General features: G+C 49.3%; 19 protein-coding genes. 8 read left to right on the top strand and 11 right to left on the bottom strand.

Going from position 1 to position 18,841, the window contains the following annotated elements:
• Nucleotides 1-34 precede the first annotated feature (34 nt).
• From FD09_RS04955 to FD09_RS04925, 7 genes are all read left to right on the top strand, one after another.
• Complete coding sequence (locus FD09_RS04955) at nt 35-733, top strand: EAL domain-containing protein (RefSeq protein ID WP_235812211.1); 699 nt, start codon at nt 35-37, stop codon at nt 731-733.
• Nucleotides 734-770: 37 nt separating this feature from the next.
• Nucleotides 771-2,138: an FAD-dependent oxidoreductase gene (locus tag FD09_RS04950; RefSeq protein WP_057818935.1), complete on the top strand. Its 1,368-nt coding sequence runs from the start codon at nt 771-773 to the stop codon at nt 2,136-2,138.
• A 5-nt stretch (nt 2,139-2,143) separates the two neighbouring features.
• Entirely contained in the window at nt 2,144-3,286 is a 1,143-nt protein-coding gene (locus FD09_RS04945; protein ID WP_162261478.1) for a GGDEF domain-containing protein, read from the top strand.
• A gap of 59 nt (nt 3,287-3,345) precedes the next feature.
• On the top strand, nt 3,346-3,495 hold the full coding sequence (gene rpmG, locus FD09_RS04940; RefSeq protein WP_022529859.1) for a 50S ribosomal protein L33: 150 nt from the start codon (nt 3,346-3,348) through the stop codon (nt 3,493-3,495).
• Between the two features lie 73 nt (nt 3,496-3,568).
• Nucleotides 3,569-4,078, top strand: coding sequence for a GNAT family N-acetyltransferase (locus FD09_RS04935; RefSeq protein ID WP_201782854.1), 510 nt, complete (start codon nt 3,569-3,571; stop codon nt 4,076-4,078).
• Nucleotides 4,079-4,271: 193 nt separating this feature from the next.
• Nucleotides 4,272-5,180, top strand: coding sequence for a glycosylasparaginase (locus tag FD09_RS04930; protein ID WP_057818928.1), 909 nt, complete (start codon nt 4,272-4,274; stop codon nt 5,178-5,180).
• A 121-nt stretch (nt 5,181-5,301) separates the two neighbouring features.
• Nucleotides 5,302-6,195 carry a cation diffusion facilitator family transporter gene (locus FD09_RS04925; RefSeq protein WP_057818926.1) on the top strand — a complete coding sequence of 298 codons (894 nt, stop codon included), beginning with the start codon at nt 5,302-5,304 and terminating at the stop codon, nt 6,193-6,195.
• Nucleotides 6,196-6,254: 59 nt separating this feature from the next.
• On the opposite strand, the gene FD09_RS04920 is transcribed toward FD09_RS04925, so the two are convergent.
• The 10 genes from FD09_RS04920 to FD09_RS04875 form a co-directional block, all read right to left on the bottom strand.
• Nucleotides 6,255-7,085: an ABC transporter permease gene (locus FD09_RS04920; protein ID WP_057818924.1), complete on the bottom strand. Its 831-nt coding sequence runs from the start codon at nt 7,083-7,085 to the stop codon at nt 6,255-6,257.
• A gap of 2 nt (nt 7,086-7,087) precedes the next feature.
• Nucleotides 7,088-8,029 carry an ABC transporter ATP-binding protein gene (locus tag FD09_RS04915; RefSeq protein WP_057818922.1) on the bottom strand — a complete coding sequence of 314 codons (942 nt, stop codon included), beginning with the start codon at nt 8,027-8,029 and terminating at the stop codon, nt 7,088-7,090.
• 1,044 nt (nt 8,030-9,073) lie between these two features.
• A complete protein-coding gene (locus FD09_RS04910) occupies nt 9,074-9,481 on the bottom strand; it encodes an Asp23/Gls24 family envelope stress response protein (protein WP_157053684.1) in 408 nt (135 codons plus the stop codon).
• Between the two features lie 33 nt (nt 9,482-9,514).
• Entirely contained in the window at nt 9,515-9,955 is a 441-nt protein-coding gene (locus FD09_RS04905; protein ID WP_235812210.1) for an Asp23/Gls24 family envelope stress response protein, read from the bottom strand.
• A gap of 34 nt (nt 9,956-9,989) precedes the next feature.
• Nucleotides 9,990-10,172: a DUF2273 domain-containing protein gene (locus FD09_RS04900; protein ID WP_057818921.1), complete on the bottom strand. Its 183-nt coding sequence runs from the start codon at nt 10,170-10,172 to the stop codon at nt 9,990-9,992.
• A gap of 16 nt (nt 10,173-10,188) precedes the next feature.
• A complete protein-coding gene (gene amaP, locus FD09_RS04895; protein ID WP_057818919.1) occupies nt 10,189-10,731 on the bottom strand; it encodes an alkaline shock response membrane anchor protein AmaP in 543 nt (180 codons plus the stop codon).
• Nucleotides 10,732-10,966: 235 nt separating this feature from the next.
• A complete protein-coding gene (locus tag FD09_RS04890; RefSeq protein WP_057818917.1) occupies nt 10,967-11,392 on the bottom strand; it encodes a hypothetical protein in 426 nt (141 codons plus the stop codon).
• A 105-nt stretch (nt 11,393-11,497) separates the two neighbouring features.
• Nucleotides 11,498-12,712, bottom strand: coding sequence for a homoserine dehydrogenase (locus tag FD09_RS04885; protein WP_057818915.1), 1,215 nt, complete (start codon nt 12,710-12,712; stop codon nt 11,498-11,500).
• Entirely contained in the window at nt 12,699-13,832 is a 1,134-nt protein-coding gene (locus tag FD09_RS04880; protein ID WP_057818913.1) for a homoserine O-acetyltransferase/O-succinyltransferase family protein, read from the bottom strand. The genes FD09_RS04885 and FD09_RS04880 overlap by 14 nt, the downstream gene beginning before the upstream one ends.
• 33 nt (nt 13,833-13,865) lie before the next feature.
• The gene (locus tag FD09_RS04875; RefSeq protein ID WP_057818911.1) at nt 13,866-15,230 is read right to left on the bottom strand and encodes an aspartate kinase; all 1,365 of its coding nucleotides are present in this window, start codon (nt 15,228-15,230) and stop codon (nt 13,866-13,868) included.
• 188 nt (nt 15,231-15,418) lie between these two features.
• Here FD09_RS04875 and FD09_RS04870 point away from each other — a divergent pair, with 188 nt between their 5' ends.
• Entirely contained in the window at nt 15,419-16,504 is a 1,086-nt protein-coding gene (locus FD09_RS04870) for an aspartate-semialdehyde dehydrogenase (protein WP_057818909.1), read from the top strand.
• Nucleotides 16,505-16,553: 49 nt separating this feature from the next.
• Here FD09_RS04870 and FD09_RS04865 read toward each other — a convergent pair whose 3' ends face one another.
• Entirely contained in the window at nt 16,554-18,215 is a 1,662-nt protein-coding gene (locus tag FD09_RS04865) for a glycoside hydrolase family 13 protein (RefSeq protein ID WP_057818907.1), read from the bottom strand.
• Nucleotides 18,216-18,841 lie beyond the last annotated feature (626 nt).

Genomic DNA, 18,841 nt, shown 5'->3' with positions numbered 1-18,841 from the left:
AAATGACGAATGTTATTTTAGGGGAGTTACTTGCATGCCGAAACCATATGGGATTTATCGTTACTTTATTCAACTCCAATTAGACAGCGTGAATAATGCCGTCATTGGATATGAATTATTAATGAAGCAGTATACTGATGAGGGTTGGCGGCCGCCGCAAAGTTTTGCGGCCATTCCCGCCGCCACCATCGCGTCGGTCCTGGTGGCCACCACCGAGAAGGTCCGCTTAAAAGTGGGCTCTGTCTCTGTCAATTTGAATCGCACGCAGATGCTGAACGAGGAAATCAATACGGCCTTGATCAAAGCCCAAAGTCTCTTGCGCCCGGTGCGGTTAAATGTCGAATTGACAGAAGAAGAAACAGATATAGACATCTCCATTGCCCAAATGCTGCCGATGATCAGTCAGTACGATGCCCGCGGTATGGAAATCAGCCTGGACGATGTCGGGACTGGGCAAAATCAAGTCGCCGATGTGAAACCATTACTCCCTTATGCCAGCGAGATGAAATTTGCGCTGCAAAACTTCTCTGTCGGTATTGATGATCCACAATTACAAAAGAAGTTGATTTTTTGGCGGGATATTGCTGCTGCCCACAAGTTACGGTTTATCGTTGAAGGGATCGAAGACGCACATGATGATGCGGTTCTTGATCAACTGGATGTGACCTTCAGACAAGGTTACTTTTACGGCAAGCCGACTTTGTTAAAAGTTAAGCCAGACGATCCAGATTAATTACAGGCATTACATAGAATAGAAATGGGGATAAATTGTGAAAGTCGTTATCGTGGGGTGTACGCATGCGGGGGTTGCTGCGGTACGCCAGATTCATCAGGAACATCCTGACGCCCAGGTCACTGTGTACGAGCGGGACAATAACGTATCCTTCCTTTCCTGCGGTATTCCACTTTACTTAAGCGGCACCGTGCAGCGATTAGAAGACATGTTTTACGCCACTCCGGCAGATCTGAGCGACCTGGGGGCTACTGTGCGCATCAAGCACGATGTCTTAAAAATTGATGCCGCCACCAAGACTTTAACTGTGGAAAACCTGGAGACCCATGCCGTTTTCCAAGACCGCTATGATAAACTAATTATGACCACCGGTTCCTATGTAATCGTCCCGCCGCTCATTGGGATCGACCATGAGCGGGTCCTTTTGTGCAAAGATTATTGGCAGGCACAGGCAATTCATGATACGGCCAAGAAACACAAGCATGTGACTATAGTGGGTGGCGGCTATGTCGGTGTGGAACTGACCGATGCCTATGCCCGGACGGATCACGATGTCACACTGATCCAAGGGAACAATCAAATTCTCAATCACTATATTGACCAAAACATCTCGGACATAGCTACCGCATTACTGGCTAGCCATGGCGTCGACATTCACCTGAACAAGCGGGTGAAATCATTTCGGGGAAACAAGGAGACCGGCGGCGTGATTATTGAAACCAATGATCAGGATTATCAAGCTGATTTGGTCATTGTGTGCACGGGTTTTATGGCCAATACGGAATTGTTGCGCGGACAGGTCGATATGGACAAACATGGCGCCATTATCACCAATGATTACCAGCAAACATCTGACCCAGATATTTTTGCAGCAGGGGATGCCTGCACCGTCCGGTTTAATCCCACTGGTCGAAATGCCTATATTCCCTTGGCCACCAATGCGGTACGACAAGGGATGCTGGCCGCTCGGAACTTGTTTGGGCCAGTGCAAAAGTTTATGGGCACCCAAGGATCCACCGCCATGCTGCTCTTTGACCACACTCTGGCATCTACTGGGGCCACTTTGCGCACCGCATTGGAAGATGGTTTAGACGCAGCTTCTGTGACTTATGAAGGCAGCTATCGGCCGGACTTTATGCATCCCAATGCCCCAGTAACGATCGACTTGGTTTATGAACGGCCCACCCGACGCATTCTTGGTGCCCAATTCTGGAGTACCCATGAGCTGACCCAAAGCGCCAATGCGGTCTCCATCGCGATTCAAAACCGCAACACCATCGACGATTTGGCCTATGTGGATATGCTTTTCCAACCCCACTTCGACCAACCGTTTAATTATCTCAACCTGGTTGCGCAACAGGCCATTGCTCAAGAACAGGCCGTCGCAGCCAAGAAACAGGAATGATGTCAGTGTTACCCACAGTTTGGGCTTTCCAACCGTTATTAACTGGTATCTTCGTGATGCTAGGAATTGTGATGCTCAACCGACTGCTATTACAGTCGGTGATTTCTTATACCATCAATCGGCATCAGCGGATTGACTATACTGTGGGTTTATTGAACTTCGTGTGCGTCCTCTATTTCTCGGCACTGGCAATCTATTTTCAATATCTCGGCCATCGAACCAATTCCATTGAATTGCTGGCCAACTTTCGCATCTTAGTCATGGTGTACACTATCATTTACCTCGGTCGTCGGGGTGGTTTGATTGTGGTAGCAGTTAACGCACTGTCGCGATTTGTCTTCTTTGGCTGGACCCCTGGGACCTGGGAAGAATGGATTGTTTCTACGCTCCTCTACGCGGCAACGGCGTTTGTCTTAACCAATGCGGAACGCACACGGGCAGGCCAAATGTGGGTGTTTTTGTGGTTAGATATCATTGGCGGGGCATTTTGGTTGATCGCTTATTTTCTTCCATTACATCGGTTCGGCCATTTAACAGCCCTCGAAGCACTCACTGAGTTCTTGAGCTTTGTCATCTTCAACTGGCTGCTCGGTTATGCCTTGCGCGTACTGGATAGCGAAACGACGCGGCTCAGCACCATGACTTACGCGGCCACTTATGACCACTTAACCGGACTGCGCAATTTTGGTGTTTTTGAACAAGATTACCAGCGGCTGTATAAAGAATATCAGCAGCAGGAACGTCCCCTGACGATGATTGCCTTAGACATTGATTGGTTTAAAGCATTAAACGATGCCCACGGTCATCTCGCTGGTAACAAAGTCCTCACGACGCTGGGGCAAATCCTTAGTCAAGAGACCATCACCTACCCCACCGCTCGCAGTTATCGGGTGGGCGGTGAAGAGTTCAATATTTTATTGCCAGGGGTTTACTTGGAGGATGCCGCCAAGCTGGCCAAAACCATTCAACAGCATATTGCTTATACGGATGTCCAGGTGGACGACATCACCGTCAACGTCACGATTTCCGTGGGCGTGGCGCAACTGCGGGAAACGGACGAATCCGCCAGTGATTTCTATGAACGCACCGACCGAATGTTGTACCAGTCCAAGGGGCAGGGCCGCAATAAGATTACAATCGATGATTGACTTTTCTGACCATTCTTGTATCATTAACAAGTAAAACTATACGCGAGGGGTGAACGAATATGCGTAACTGGATTATGCTTGAAAACAAAGAAACTGGCGAAAAGATTTATTTGACTTCAAAGAACAAGCGGAACACTCCGGATCGGCTGAAGCTGACGAAGTATTCACCTAAACTGCGTAAGCGCGTGGTATTCACTGAATCCAAATAATCAATACGTTGATCGAGCACCGTGGCAGTTGGTTTTCACCAATTGTGGCGGTGCTTTTTATTTTAGATAGGATGTGCGGACTGTGTTGTATCTCAAAGCGGCCAATCAAGCGGATGCCGAGGCAGAGTTTGATGCCTTAACTCATTTGCCCAGTGAACATGGCTTTACGAATGTCTATGCGGGTATGTCCCGGGAAATATTTATGACCACCGGACTGGCTCAATTACTTAACAATCCAACAGGTATTAATCTGCCAAATGGCTACGTGCCGGAAACTGACTTTTTCTTGTGGTCCGACGACCACATTGTCGGACTTTTTAAGGTACGCCATTACCTCACTCCCGCCTTGCGTCACGGGGCTGGCCATATTGGTTATGCGATTCTGCCAGCCTTTCGCGGCCGGGGTTATGCCAATCAGGGTCTCGCGCTGGCGATCCAAGAGGCCCGGCAAATTATTCACGAGGACGAAATATATTTATCCGTCCACCGAAACAATCCTGCTTCCCTGGCCGTCCAATTGAAAAACGGGGCCGTGATTGCAGGTGAAAACGGGGAAGAATACTTTACCCGGATCAAACTATAATTTGTGGCTTATTATTCTAAAAAAGGCTGGTATTTCAGTCGTGTAAGCGCTACAATGTAATTGTTCGTTTGGGGAGAAGGTTGGACTCGTACAGCATGTGCGAGTTCTCTTTTTTTGCCCGCAAAATGGCCCCCGGTCGTTCTGGTGTGGGATAATGTAACGGTATTCAACTCAATACTGGAGGATGATTGTGATGTCAATAACCATGATCGGTACGTGGGAGATGGCCGCCACCGGACTTGCCGCCGCCATGCCCCAGCTGCAAAACGATGCTTGGGCCGGCGATGCGGTGGTCACGGCCATTAAAGCTGTAGAAGATAATCCCAACTTTCAATCTGTGGGCTTTGGTGGATTGCCCAATGCCGCCGGAATCGTCGAAACCGATGCGGCCTTTATGAACGGCGATAATTTCCGTATTGGGGCGGTTGCCGGCGCCCGGGATATCGCTAACCCAATTGCCGTCGCCCAAGCACTGGCTCAAGAACCGGCCAATAATTTGCTGGTGGGCACCGGAGCCACTGAATATGCCAGCACCCACGGTTTTGTTTTAAAAAACATGTTGACCCCCAAGGCAGCGCAAAAATGGACAGAAAAGCAGAAACAATTGGCAAACAGTGAACTCAATCCCTATGATGGTCACGATACTGTTTGTATGCTGGCCCTGGACAGTCAGCAGCGCATGGCAGTGGGCACCTCAACTTCGGGTTTATTCATGAAACGAACCGGCCGTGTTGGTGACTCCCCTCTCCCCGGTGCCGGCTATTACGTCGATAGTCAGATTGGCGGTGCCGCCGCAACAGGTATGGGCGAAGATATCATGAAAGCCAGTTTGAGTTATGAAACCGTCCGCCTCATGGGTACCGGCCTCAGCGCCACTGAGGCATTGCGCCAGGCGGTTTATCCGTTTATTGCCAAGCTTCAAGATCGGGGAGAAAAGCCGCGGGAATTTTCTTATGTGGCATTGCGGGCCGATGGCGACTTTGGTATTGCCACAAATGTTCCTTTCCCCTTTGCTGTGGCGCAAGCGGATGGTCCAGTCCAGGTGTACAATGCGGCCCCCAATGGAGATCACCCCATAATCACCCCGCTCAAAACAAACTAATTACCCACACCAGCCTGTTTTTTCAACTCGCTGGTGTTTTCTTTTGCTCGCGGTGTTACAATACATATGAAGATATGTTCATGTATTCATATGTTGTCGAAAAATTGGGAGGTGCATTTTTATGGCACATGTTCACGCTGAACCGCCGAAGGATCATACGGCGGCCTTCAAATGGGGCATTGGCTTAAATGCGGCATTTATTATCATTGAGGGCGGTGTCGGACTCACCATGGGGTCATTAGCCCTGGTAGCGGATGCCGGACATAATTTATCGGATGTCTTAGGACTTGTAATTTCTTGGGTGGCCATGATTCTCAGTCAACGGGCCGCTACTAAAAAATTTACGTATGGCTACAAACGGTCGTCCATCTTAGCTGCTTTGCTCAACGCCATGATTCTACTCGTGGCCATTGGCGGGATCATCATTGAAGCCGTCCAGAGAGTTCAGCACCCGGCGCCGGTCTCAGGTTGGTCAGTGATCATTGTCGCCGCTGTCGGCGTGGTCATCAACGGATTGACTGCCTTTCTATTCTTATCGGGGCAAAAGAACGATCTGAATATTCGTGGGGCTTTCTTGCACATGGCCGCCGATACCGCCGTTTCTGTGGGTGTGGTCATTGCTGGGATCGTTATGCTGTTCACCGATTGGTACTGGCTTGATCCGGTCATCAGTTTGATTATTGCGGTGATCATTTTAATCAGCACCTGGCATTTGTTCATGGACGCGACCCGGCTTTCTCTAGACGTTGTGCCGAAAAACATCGACTTAGACCACGTTAAACAATCCTTATTGAAAATGCCCAGTGTGATTGAAATTCATGACCTGCACATTTGGCCGCTGAGCACGACGGAGAATGCGTGCACCGTTCATTTGGTCCGAGATACCATGGATGGCAACAACGCGTTTCTAGAACGCTGTGATCGTCTATTAACGTCTCAATATGATATCTGTCACGTGACCACCCAGGTCGAACTGGGCCGGTTGACCGATGAATCCACGGATCATTCCGTTTAAAACGAACCAGCATCAAAAAAGCAGCCTCCATTTGGAAGCTGCTTTTTGCTGTCCATCGATTAAGACAAGGAAACGTCTCGCCGGTTAAAGATGTAATCGGCAATTAGGTAGAAAATTGCGGTATAGACCAGTAAACCAATGATCCCACCCACTGGACTCAGCGCCGCCGGACTCGAAGACGCTTTGACTAGTGGATTGAAGTTTAAGAGGTTGAATGGATTCCATTTTAACCAGTACCAGTGTTTAGTCATCATTAACATCGTGAGTAATTCAGAGAAAATACCCACGACAAAAGTCATCAAGATACTGAAAGTGATCGCCAGTCCCTGCGAACGCATACCCGCGGCAAGAATGAAGACCAGTGCCAAGTAAATTGCATTGGCCAGGAAAGCCGTACCCACTGCGGCAATACCGTACACATAGGCATTCATTCCCTGAGTGACCGTCCGCGTCAATCCACCAAAGCCGAAGAAGGCACCGGTGAGTAAAATCGAGAACACATACACGGTCAGGCTGGAAATCAACAGATAGCTTAGCGAGGCTAAGAACTTAGAAAACAGGATGGCGTGCCGACTGTATGGTCGCGTCAAAAGAATTTTAATGGTGTTTTTAGAAAATTCTTCCGTAATGATGATGGCCGTGATGACAATGGCAAAAATGGAGACTAAACTATTGCCCATTGAGAAAATAGCCAAAAAGGCATCGGCCGCCTTGCTGCCGCCGCTCACCCCAGCTGTTGAAGCTGAATTAGCGCCGCTGGTAATCGCAGTATTCAACGCCTTCATGCCCCAAGCGGTTAATGCCGCCAAAGTTAAACTAATCAATAGCAAGATCCAAGAGGACTTTTTAGCCCACAGTTTACGCATTTCGTTTCGATAAAGATTAAACATGGTTACTTGTCCCCTTCCTCTTGTTTGGTCAACGCCAGGAAGCTTTCTTCCAGACTGGCCTGTTGCAGTTGCATGGTCGTGACCGGAATGCCGGCATTGAACAGGGTTTCTGCCAGCTTCTTCTGGTAATCATGGGGATCAATATTGGTATCCACTGTGATGTCAAAGGCATCATCTTTCCGCGTATAGTGCGCAGCCATTTGTTGCAAGATCACCACGGTGTCATCCGGCTTGGCAGTCACTAGACGAATGTGATTTGTCCCATGGGAAACCAGTTCATCCATGGTCCCGGTGTATGTGACCTCCCCGTGTTGTAACACCACTAAGTCATCCGCGAGCGCTTGAATATCACTCAAAATATGACTGGAAATCACAATGCTAGTGCCTTGATCACGTAATTGGCCCATCAGAATCCGAAAATCATGGGAACCGGCTGGATCAAGACCATTAAACGGTTCATCCAAGAGTAACACTTCCGGTTTATGCAAAATGGCCTGGGCCACGCCCAAGCGTTGGCGCATCCCTAAAGAGTATGTCTTCACTTTGGCATTGCCGTGGTTAGCCAGCCCCACTGTTTTAATGACTGCATTAATATCATCATCAGAAATCCGCTTGCGGCTCATATCTGCCAACAAGCGTAAATTTTTAAATCCCGATAGATAATTATAAAATTCAGGTGCTTCAATCATGGCCCCAACGTGACGAATGGCCTGTGTAAAGTTTTTTTGCACATCCTCGCCCATAATACTGACGCTGCCAGCGCTGGGACGCATCAAATGAACCATGATCCGCAGTGTTGTCGTCTTGCCTGCACCGTTTGGTCCCAACAATCCAAGAATTCGGCCCTTTTGAACAGTGAAGGAAACATCCTTCAGAATCTGGACATAATGCATCTTCTTGGACAGTTTATCGACCACGACGGTGTTGTCTGTCGTATCTGCCATAATAATACCTGCCTTCCTTAGAGTCGTTCACTCCATTAAGGAAAGCATAGCAGAAATGTGGGCGGGTTGAAACTTTCATGACTGTTTTTTCGACTTACAGAAATGCAACATTGGGGAAAATAGGATTGTGGTTTGGTTGATGATGGGGTGTGCTTTTCGTGAAACGGGCTCCGCGCCCCAGAAGCTAGAACACAAGGCAGGGCAAGCATAAAAGTGCGGGGATCGGCTGCCCGCATAAACGGGCTCCGGCCGACAGAAGCTATGTCAGAAGGCAAGACAGGCAAAAAAACTAAGGACGGGTTTTCTGCCTGTTCCGTAAACGGGCTCCGCGGACCAGAAGCTAGAACACAAGGCAGGGCAAGCATAAAACCTAAGTGCGGGGATCGGCTGCCTGCATAAACGGGCTCCGGCCTACAGAAGCTATGTCAGAAGGCAAGGCAGGCAAAAAACCTAAGGACGGGTTTTCTGCCTGCCTTGCCTTCTGACGCCGCTTCTGAACGTCGGCCTCCGCCCTCTGCATTAAAAAAACCGCTGGTTGGGGGACCAGCGGTAAAAGGAGTAAGGGTGGCTGGCGGTTGGGGGACCGTCAGCCTTTTTTTTCATGTTCACTTGGGGGGAAGGAAATGAAAAAAGTTGAATTATTGGGGTGGTTAAGAACTATCTCAACCGTTATCTATATTAACGGGATTTTATGAATAAAGTATGAATAACAGCCGTTATTCCATTTTTTACAAAAATATTTTGTATTTTCTGGGAAAAACCGGTCTGACAGTCTCCTTGAAGGTCAAGTTCTCGAATTCAGTAAAGACTTTGTAAAATAACTGTTCATTTCTGGACAAACAATTACTTGCACGATGCAAGTAATTGTTTCGAAGATGAATGATACCGGTCTCTTTGAGGGGATTAGCGCTAAAACGTCAAATATCACGAATTATCAATACTAAACAAAAGCAAACGTGGTCGCTGGTTTTCCGGCAATTAAAGAACGGATTTGATGGCAGAATGCATTTGCCATCAAATCCGTTCTTTTATGCGTATGCGATCTTACTTCTCGTCTTCTTGCTTATTACTTTCATTCCATTCTTCCCGCGTCAACATGTCCTTCACGTCCATCTTTACTTCAGTCACCTTCAGACCGGTTAACTCAGGAATAGTCTTGCATACTGTGGCTACCACCCGGTCAAAAATTGCCGGCGCACTCTTGCCATATTCCAAAACGGCATCGAAGGATACGGCTACTTCTTGATTTTCTTGGACATCCACGCTGACTCCGCGGGTATCGCCAGAAGTGAACATATTGGTCATGTTGTCCATCATGTTACCCTTAAGATCAAGTACCCCATCAATATCGCTAGCGGCACGGGCAGCGACCTTGGCCACTACATTATCGTTAAAGGAGAGCTCCTTATTTACATTCGTCATTGCTTTAGGATCCATCGTTGCTGTTGTCATTGAAAAACATCCTTTCTCATTTGAGTTATTCAGTTAGGCAGTGGCTTGTGCTGCTAATTTCTTTTGCCGGGCAATTTCATTATCAGACGCTTGTTTGCGCCACGCTTCCCGGGTCAGCACGTCGCTTACATGCACATTAAGTTCCACCACACTCAAACCGGTCATCCCCTCGATGCGTTGGCGCACCCGTTCACAGATTTGAGTGAAGATCTCTTGGGCATCGCGCCCGTATTCCAGTACCAAATCGACATCAATGGCCGTCTGTTTATCGCCCACTTCGGCACTGATGCCCTTCGTCAGATCGACACGTGAGCGGAATTTGTCGGCCAAATCATCGAAGAACCCGCCATTGAGTGCCAATACCCCATCCACCTCGCGGATGGCAATCCCGGCAATTTTGGTGATCACATTGTCTGAAAAAGTTAGTGTATCCACCGTCGGTGTATTCGTTACTGCCGTATTCGTCATTTCCATTCCCCTGACACCTCATTCCTTCTACCATTAACCGTTAGCTTTGCAACATGCGCTGAATATTCTTCAAAACTGGTAAAATTTCACCGCTTTGGAAGGCCCCAATGACCCAGCAGATCAATGCCACCACCACGATCAATAAAGCAGACCAAAACCCCGTGATGATAATCGCCGCGGTAATGAGACCCCCAATTAATGCAAAACGCATTGCTTGGCTCATATCATAATCACCTCTCTCAAATCACCCGTGCCCCTGCCGGTCGGCCAGAGGCCACTGTCACGCGTACTTTTTCCACTGGAATCCCCAGTGTGTTTTGCAGCGCGGTGCGGACGGTTTGTTCAATATCTGCCCCCAACTGCTTCAAATCCTGGTTCTGTTGGGTGAACGCTTCTACCCGAACGCGGGCCTTTTGCCCCCGTGCAAGTAAAGAAACCGCCACAGTTGCATTAACCACGGGATACTGACTCACGATAGCCCTTTCCACAGTGCGGGCCACCGCTGTTTCAGAAATGTGCAGCTGACCTTGATCCGTGTTGAACGTCAATTGATTCGTGGTGCTCTTGCGGAACAAAATCCGCGCAATGGTCCCGAGCAAGAACAATAATGTCCAAATACTCAAGATTGCTGCCACAGTGCCAATCCAAGATCGAGTGGTCATCCAGTTGCGCAATGGCATCAACCAATCGACCGCTGGCGCCGCCACAATCAGCAGCATTAATGGTGCAAGCAGTGCGCTCACCCCCAGGACAGTCAACAAGAGCTTCGTTCCAGAACGCATTGGTTCACCTCACCTTCCTGTTCTATCCGCCATACCAACTTCAGAGATCCAATTGCCAGCGAATTGCCAACTGGCCGTCATCTCTATATTCCCAGTGTAGCGAAGTGCTTCAGGGACCAGCAAGGCATACTTGGCGAGGATACTGGTCTAGTTAAAACAGGCGGCAAGGGCGGTGCATTCAAAAACAGCGTCCTTTCATCCCATGAATCGATGAAAAGACGCTGATTATTGATTACTAATTCTCCCGAGCCATCAGTCCGCGAATTGCCGCGGATAAGAGACTTGGCGGTACACTGCGTAATTCTTGCGACACTTCTTCATTATGCAATTGCGTGGCTAAGTGAGCCAAACTGAGCTGATCCGTATGACCGTCCCAGCACAATAAGATCACCAGCCAAAGTGGTCGTTTACTTACTTTTTCGTAACTCTCATCCGTGATGATCGGTGAAACGATCGTCATGGTGGGCTGACAGCGCAGATCGATATACTGAAACACTCGAATACCGTTGACTTCCGTCTTTTCATATCCTGGCCAAGGCGTGATCTGATTGATCATCTCACCTTTGTTAGTCACCATTTGGTTGGCCACCAAACGCTCGCGGATATGCTGAAAGATTTCTGGCACCTGATCCGTGGACACAGGTTCGAGCTCCACCCGCAAGACTGATCCCTCCTTCCGTGAAAATAATCTCGATCACTTCAGGCGTACCATAAAGTGGGAAAAATTAACAATAATATTTTAATTATAGCGGCGATTATCTACACATTAATCGCTTAGCACTGGAAATTGACGTAACAATTGTGTCGGATACTTTTCTTGCCAAAGTCTCACTTCTGCAACACTCACAGATTGTGTTAACGCATAAATTATGCCATTTGCACTAATCTGCCGATCAATCACGGGTAGTGTATCTGGCAGTGTTGATCCTTGCCACGCCAAAAATCGCTGTGCACGGTATGCCTCAGGCGGCAACAAAGATGGCCCAACGGCTATTAGTGGCGCAAACACAGGGACGCGTTGGGCCTGGATGGCGTGACCGACTGTCGCCAAATCTGCGATCACGGAGCCGGCGGTGGGCAATGCCCCCGCGCCTGGCCCCGCTAGCAGCATTTCTTGGAAATTGACCGAGTTAATCACTATGCCATTGTTTTCATTATCAATCCGACTTAACGGATGGTTCTGCGAAATTGCAAACGGGCTCACCGTGAGTGCCAGCGAACCCTGCTGCTGATCTGCCACGATCAATGGTTTAATCACCTGATACCAGTGAGTGGCTGCGGTAAAGTCTGTTGGACTCAGACCGGCGATACCTTGACAATTGATGTCTTGCGCACTCGGATGGACGCCAAACGCCACCCGCGCCAGAATCGTCAACTTATACGCCGCGTCAATTCCCGCCACATCGTTGATTGGATCGGCTTCCGCAAATCCCTTTTGCTGCGCTAGTGTTAATGCTTCTTGATAGGTCCGGCCAGCTTGGTGCATTTGGCTCAAAATGAAATTGCTGGTACCATTCGCAATACCGACCAAGCGGTGAATTCGATCATTCGCATAGGTGTGCGTTAACGTGTGCAGGATCGGCACGCCGCCCATCACCGCCGCTTCGTAAAACAGAGCGACCGAATGGGCTCGAGCAATGGTGCTCAGTTCATCCCCGTGTTGGGCAATTAAATCTTTATTGGCCGTAATGACATGTTTGCCCTGAGTGAGCGCCGTCTTCAACAATGGCCAGGTCGATTCGACACCGCCCATCACCTCCACCACCACTTGAATATGGGGATCCGTGACAATACTTTGCGGTTCTGTGGTCAGTGCAATCTCTGGATATTTTTGTTCCCGTGCAGCCGTGACGTGCCGGACTGCGGCCCGCGTCACTCGAAAATTGAGACCGGCCAAATCAGGATGAGGCTGCCGTAAAATTGTCAATACCCCCGCACCCACTGTCCCAAGTCCTAAAATACCCACATTAATGGTGTTCATTTGCTACCTCCTGCCTCAATTCAGTGGTCATAATGGACACGTTCGGATAGACCGCGCGCAGCACGCTGATGGCCCCCGGGATATCCACTGGCCGCCCCGGTCGGTCCACTAGCCAGACCAGCTCTGTCGCCGCAGTCATAACGAACAACAAATTATCGACATTAATCCCGTTCCATGCCACGTAATTAGTGGCCGGTACCGCCTCATCCAAGGGTAAATCGGCCGGCCCAATGACTGGGCCATTTGCTTGTTGCAGCCGGGTCCATGCTTGCTCCAGCGTCAATGGACTGATTCCCGTTGGCGAGGTGCTCACCTGATCGGTGAATGCAGAGTCTTGGTCGCTAAGTAATTGCAGCCAATGGCGGTAAAAGCGTACGGCATCCGGACGCCAATTGAATAACCAGCGGCCATCATCTAAAAAATAATGTTGCGGCCGCGGTGCGCGATCACCATGACGCCGCAAATCGCGAAAATACTCCTGGGCCAATGTATTCGCTGAATACTCAAAATGTCCCGCCACATAGGTGGCCGCATCATCTGGATCTTCCGTAATCACTGCCCCCAACGCTTTCGACCCTGCGACAATGCGGCCATGATGCACATCTGCGGCCGGTACGACAAAATACCGCGACTGAGGCATGGTGAAACCATCAACGGTAAAGACGCCTGTAATTTTATCCGGTATTTGATGGCCGACATAAGCCCCGGTGATCGCCCCTGCAGCATAGGCGCCCCAACACAAAAAGAGGCTTTGGCGCACATGGGTCTGACGCCAGGTCATCATTTCTTGTAATTCCGGCCAGTAATCCACCGCATCAAAGGAAACCTGATCTAACGGGGCCCCGGTAATAATGAACCCATCAAAAAATTGATCTCGAATCTGAGGAAAAGTGGCATAGGCGGCATGGATTTCTTGGGCATGATGGCGAATATGATGCGTCGCCGGAAGACAAAAAGTGACTGCCACGTTACCACCCGTTGCGATAAAAATAGACCGAAATTGCTGTTCTGTGACCGCCCGATTCGGCATTAAATTGAGTACCAAAATCCGCAGCGCCGTTTTTGCCGGCTGACTGTCGCGATCGCCGGTTAACCCATTTGTCAGCCACACACGTACCATACCAATCACCTCAATAGTTTATCTGTCTAGGTCCTATTTTTCTTCTTCACTCAGGGCATAAAGCGCCTGGACGGCGGCCGCGGCTTGGGTCGTATCGACACCAATTGTGAGATTGATCCGGGCCGCTCCTTGGCTGATAATCACCGGCGCGATTTCGACGGTGGCTAACTGGGTCAAAATGCGGGCAATGAGATCCGTTCGGTGGGATAAGCCCTCACCCACGACCTCCACGATCGCCAAATCTGGCAGCCACTTCAACCGATCAGGCGCTACCGCCGTGGTGATTTCCCGGGTCAATGCGGCCTCGATGGTAGTCGTGAGATGCTTTTTAGCAAAAATAATCGATAAATCGTCAATGCCCCCGGGCATCTGGTCATAACTGACGTGATATTTAGCCAGCACTTGCAAAATTTTCATCGTCATCCCAACTTCTCGGTTTAATAAATAGCGATGAATGTATAGCACCGTGTATCCGTCGCTGGCCGCGATCCCAGTGATCAAGTGATGGTGATTCACTTCTTTTGTGGGAGCAATCATCGTCCCGGGGGCCTCGGGATCATTGGTATTCTTGATGTTGATACGAATATTACCTTGGATTGCGGGAATGATTGCTTCATCATTGAACACCGAAAAACCGGCATAGGCCAGCTCTCGCATTTCCCGATAAGTGAGGGTATTAATCGGCCGGGGATGGGCAATGATATGTGGATCAGCCGCATAAATGGCCGAGACATCTGTGAAGTTTTCATACAAGGTTGCGCCCAATCCCCGGGCCAAAATGGCCCCGGTAATATCTGAACCGCCCCGAGCAAACATGGCTATGTGGCCCTGCTGATCAAATGCAAAAAAACCGGGTACCACGATGGTTTCCCCCGGAATTAAAGGGAAATCCGCCAACCGGTCATAACTGCTGGGCGCCAACTGTGCTTGGCGGGGCGATCCCACCACGACCATGCCTAAGTCGGCCGGCGATACACAGCGGGCATTGAGGTGCAGTTTGGCCATGATCTGAGCAATGAGATGGGCATTCATCCATTCTCCCTGGGCAAGAAAGGCAGCGAACAAAAACTCTGAATTGGGATAATCGGTTTCAGCAATCGTCTGTAAATGATTGCGAAAATGATCCCCCACTCGCTGACCGTCTAACTCGAAGTGGTCCGCAATGGTCATGTACCGGACCAATATTTGTTCTACCAAGGTGGTGGTGTCTTGACCAGCTTGAGTGGCGGTCGCTAATTCGCTCAATAAATCGGTCACCTTGACATCACCGCTGAATCGCTTACCGGGAGCTGAAACCACCATCACTTGCCGGGCGGGATCTGCGCGGACAATATTGATGGCCTTCTCCACTTCAGACCCTGTTGCCAGTGAGGAACCGCCAAACTTGATGACCTTCACGAAATAGCCGCCCGCTTCCCAATATAATTGACCTAAGTTAATCGATAATTCACTTTTTTGTCAAGTGCTTGACATCTAATGGCACGCGCAATAATGTTAGCACCATATCCAGAAGCGTTCATAATTTTGTCCCATCCCAATCTTTGCACTACATATTCACATATATTTTCAGAAAAAGGAGAATTGTTGTGGCAGAAAAAGAATATACTGTGGCCATTTTAGGGGCTACTGGCGCGGTGGGGACGCGGTTGATTAGTCAATTGGCTGTTTCTCAGATTCCAGTGAAACAGATCCGTTTACTGGCCTCTGCACGGTCGGCGGGCAAGCAGTTAAGCTTCAAGGGACAGTCCGTGACTGTTGAAGAGGCCACGCCAGATTCCTTTGCCGGAGTCGATTTGGTCTTGGCCTCGGCGGGTGGTAGTGTGTCAAAACAGTTGCTGCCGGCGGCTGTTGCGGCAGGAGCAGTCTGTATCGATAACACCAGTTATTGGCGCATGAACGATCACGTACCGTTGGTGGTACCAGAAGTGAATGCGGCAGCCCTGGCGAATCACCATGGCATTATCGCCAACCCGAACTGTTCCACCATCCAAATGGTGGTCGCATTAGAACCTATCCGCCAACAATTTGGTCTCCACCAGGTTATCGTTTCCACGTATCAGGCGGCCAGCGGCGCTGGGCAAAGTGCGTTGAACGAATTGTTGGCGGAGGCCAAGGCCTATGTCAACGATCAACCGATGGATGCCCAAATTCTGCCCGTCCGCGGTGGCGACAATCATTATCCGTTAGCCTTCAATCTTTTACCGCAGATTGATGTGTTTGAAGATGATGGCTACACCCACGAAGAGTGGAAAATGATTCACGAAACCAAAAAGATCATGATGAATGACAAGAATGCCGCATTGCCCAAAGTGACCGCTACCTGTGTCAGGGTCCCAGTACCTATCAGTCACGGTGAAACGGTGTACTTCGAAACCGATCAGCATCCAACACCCGCTGAATTACGATCAGTTTTAGCAAAGGCACCAGGCGTGGTTGTCCAAGATGATCCCTCCCACCAGCTTTATCCCCAACCTTTGAACGCTACTGGCAAACGGGATACCTTCATCGGCCGGATTCGGGCGGATGAGGAAAATCCAGGCGCGTACCATATGTGGGTTGTGTCCGATAATTTGTTAAAAGGTGCCGCTTGGAACGCCGTTCAAATCGGTGAGGAATTGGTCAAACGTGATTTGATTTATGTCCCGGCCGGTAGTGCCGCACTCTTTCAGTAAGCACCAAAAAAGCGTGATCCGCCTGATCACGCTTTTTTGATTGCTAAAATTACTTCGTCAGATAGACTTTGACTTCGTATGCCCGCAATTGCTTGCCTTGGTCATCATCATAGTTGCTCAGAATGAGTTGACTGTCTGGCAGTTCCGCGGCTTCGTCCCGCGTGACGGCTTCCTTAGTGAAGTTCGCTGTTAACTTCAACGTTTGTCCATCTAACTGACGGGTATACGTCCAGGTCTGCTCATCTTCCGGGGCCAATAATGTATAATCGCCATACGTGATGATCGGGTATTGTTTCCGCAATTCGTTCATCTTTTGATAGAAATAGAATACGGAATTCGGATCGGCCAACGCCGCCTTCACATTGACTGTGTCAAAGTTGGCATTGACAGCAATCCACGGGTCCACGCCTTCTGGTGCAAAACCAGCGTTGACAGAATTATCCCACTGCATCGGAGTCCGGGCATTGTCCCGGGAAGAATGATGAATGGCAGCCATCATTTCTGGATGGGTCAGCACCTTTTTCTCTTCTACCAGTTCCCGATAAGCATTCAGTGTTTCGATATCCCGATAATCCTCAATGGAGTTGAAGCTGGCTACATTGGTCATGCCGATTTCTTCGCCTTGATAAATATACGGTGTCCCCTGTTGGAAATGCAACACAGCCCCCAGCATCTTGGCAGAACGTTCCCGGAATTCCGGGGTGTCATTACCAAAACGGGAGACAACTCGGGGCTGATCGTGGTTATTCCAATACAGCGAATTCCACGCCTGACCATTTAATTCGGTTTGCCATTTACTCATGATGGTCTTCAACTGGCTCAACTGCCATGGCTGCGGCCGCCACTTACCGAGTTCCTTGTCGCTATCGATACCCATATGTTCAAATTGGAATACCATATCGAGCTCGTGGGTATTGAAACCGGCATATTGCAACGCGTCTTTCGGGTGCACGCTGGGCGTTTCACCGACGGTCATAATGTCGTATTTGCTCAATACCTGCTTGTTCATTTCTTGTAAGTATTCATGGACATGGGGGCCATTGGCTGGACGCCGAGGAACAGGATGCGCCGCCGACGGGGCAAAATCCTTGGTCTTAGAAATCAAGTTGATGACATCCATTCGGAAACCATCAATTCCCTTATCCAGCCACCAGGTCATCATGTCATAGATGCTCTTGCGCACCTTGGTATTGCGCCAGTTTAAGTCGGGTTGTTTCTTGGAGAAAAGATGCAGGTAATATTGGCCGGTAGTTTCGTCAAGCTGCCACGCGCTGCCCGAAAATGACGATTGCCAATCATTGGGGGCATGACCGTCGACGGGATCTTGCCAGATATAGTAATCCCGATACGCATTATCCCGACTCTTACGGCTTTCCATGAACCAGTGGTGTTCATCGGACGTGTGGTTAACCACCAGGTCCATCACGATCTTCAAGCCTTTGGCATGGGCATCCTTAAGTAATTTATCAAAATCAGCCATCGTCCCAAAGTCCGGCATGATGGATTCATAATTACTGATGTCGTAGCCGTTGTCATCATTGGGGGAACGATAAATTGGATTTAACCAAATTACGTCTGCCCCTAATTTCTTGATGTAATCTAGGCGCTGGCGTACCCCTTCCAGATCACCAATGCCATCGTCATTGGAATCCTGGAATGACCGCGGATAGACCTGATATACAACTGCTTCTTGCCACCAATGCTTGTCCATTGAAAAAACACTCCTTTTTGTCACGGGTCAAAACCCGTTTACGTCTGCTCAATCGTGCTGTGACACTGTTTTGAAAGCTAATTATGCTTAGCTTTCAATACTTCCACCATAGCACGAAAACGATTACGGCACTACGAAAAAACGCGAAAAAAACGTGTTTTGGGCACTCGTAACAAGTGGCGTGGATGAATTTGGGCAGATTGGAGAAAAGTGACTTCGACTTGGTACAATTAAGACTAGTAAGGGAAGCTGATGCTACGCTGGTAGTGCCAATTCGGAGCAATCGGAGGCTGAAATGGGCTGGAGATTGCGCAGCTTTGGCACGGCTGGCGAGGGCCCCCCTTTACAATCGCCCCCACAAACGGGTCGCTTCTAACCGGTCGGCTCCGCCCTCTGAACTAAATGCTTGACATTTCCTTTTCACCTGGCTATCATCATCTTTAACAATTCAAGTTGCGAAAAAACGACGAGAACAGGAAAGTAGCGAAGCTTAGACTGTACAGAAAACTCACGGTAGCTGAGAGTGAGGTAGTGCGGCGGCGCGAAAATGGCCTGGAATCGGTGCATCGAACCTTTTTGGTAAGACTGCAATGGCTGGCATCCATTATCATGCACGCGTATGACGG

The sequence above is a fragment of the Schleiferilactobacillus perolens DSM 12744 genome (assembly GCF_001435585.1).
GTDB classification, from domain to species: Bacteria; Bacillota; Bacilli; order Lactobacillales; family Lactobacillaceae; genus Schleiferilactobacillus; species Schleiferilactobacillus perolens.
Note: the sequence above shows the minus strand (reverse complement) of the source record. Positions and strands in the feature narration are given on the sequence as shown.

What these genes read in the sequence shown, in the direction of transcription:
- FD09_RS04955 (WP_235812211.1), top strand. Translation starts at nt 35, where the DNA reads ATGCCGAAACCATATGGGATTTATCGTTACTTTATTCAACTCCAATTA.
- rpmG (WP_022529859.1), top strand. Translation starts at nt 3,346, where the DNA reads ATGCGTAACTGGATTATGCTTGAAAACAAAGAAACTGGCGAAAAGATT.
- FD09_RS04930 (WP_057818928.1), top strand. Translation starts at nt 4,272, where the DNA reads ATGTCAATAACCATGATCGGTACGTGGGAGATGGCCGCCACCGGACTT.
- FD09_RS04925 (WP_057818926.1), top strand. Translation starts at nt 5,302, where the DNA reads ATGGCACATGTTCACGCTGAACCGCCGAAGGATCATACGGCGGCCTTC.
- FD09_RS04920 (WP_057818924.1), bottom strand. Translation starts at nt 7,085, where the DNA reads ATGTTTAATCTTTATCGAAACGAAATGCGTAAACTGTGGGCTAAAAAG.
- FD09_RS04915 (WP_057818922.1), bottom strand. Translation starts at nt 8,029, where the DNA reads ATGGCAGATACGACAGACAACACCGTCGTGGTCGATAAACTGTCCAAG.
- FD09_RS04910 (WP_157053684.1), bottom strand. Translation starts at nt 9,481, where the DNA reads ATGACAACAGCAACGATGGATCCTAAAGCAATGACGAATGTAAATAAG.
- FD09_RS04905 (WP_235812210.1), bottom strand. Translation starts at nt 9,955, where the DNA reads ATGGAAATGACGAATACGGCAGTAACGAATACACCGACGGTGGATACA.
- FD09_RS04900 (WP_057818921.1), bottom strand. Translation starts at nt 10,172, where the DNA reads ATGAGCCAAGCAATGCGTTTTGCATTAATTGGGGGTCTCATTACCGCG.
- amaP (WP_057818919.1), bottom strand. Translation starts at nt 10,731, where the DNA reads ATGCGTTCTGGAACGAAGCTCTTGTTGACTGTCCTGGGGGTGAGCGCA.
- FD09_RS04885 (WP_057818915.1), bottom strand. Translation starts at nt 12,712, where the DNA reads ATGAACACCATTAATGTGGGTATTTTAGGACTTGGGACAGTGGGTGCG.
- FD09_RS04880 (WP_057818913.1), bottom strand. Translation starts at nt 13,832, where the DNA reads ATGGTACGTGTGTGGCTGACAAATGGGTTAACCGGCGATCGCGACAGT.
- FD09_RS04865 (WP_057818907.1), bottom strand. Translation starts at nt 18,215, where the DNA reads ATGGACAAGCATTGGTGGCAAGAAGCAGTTGTATATCAGGTCTATCCG.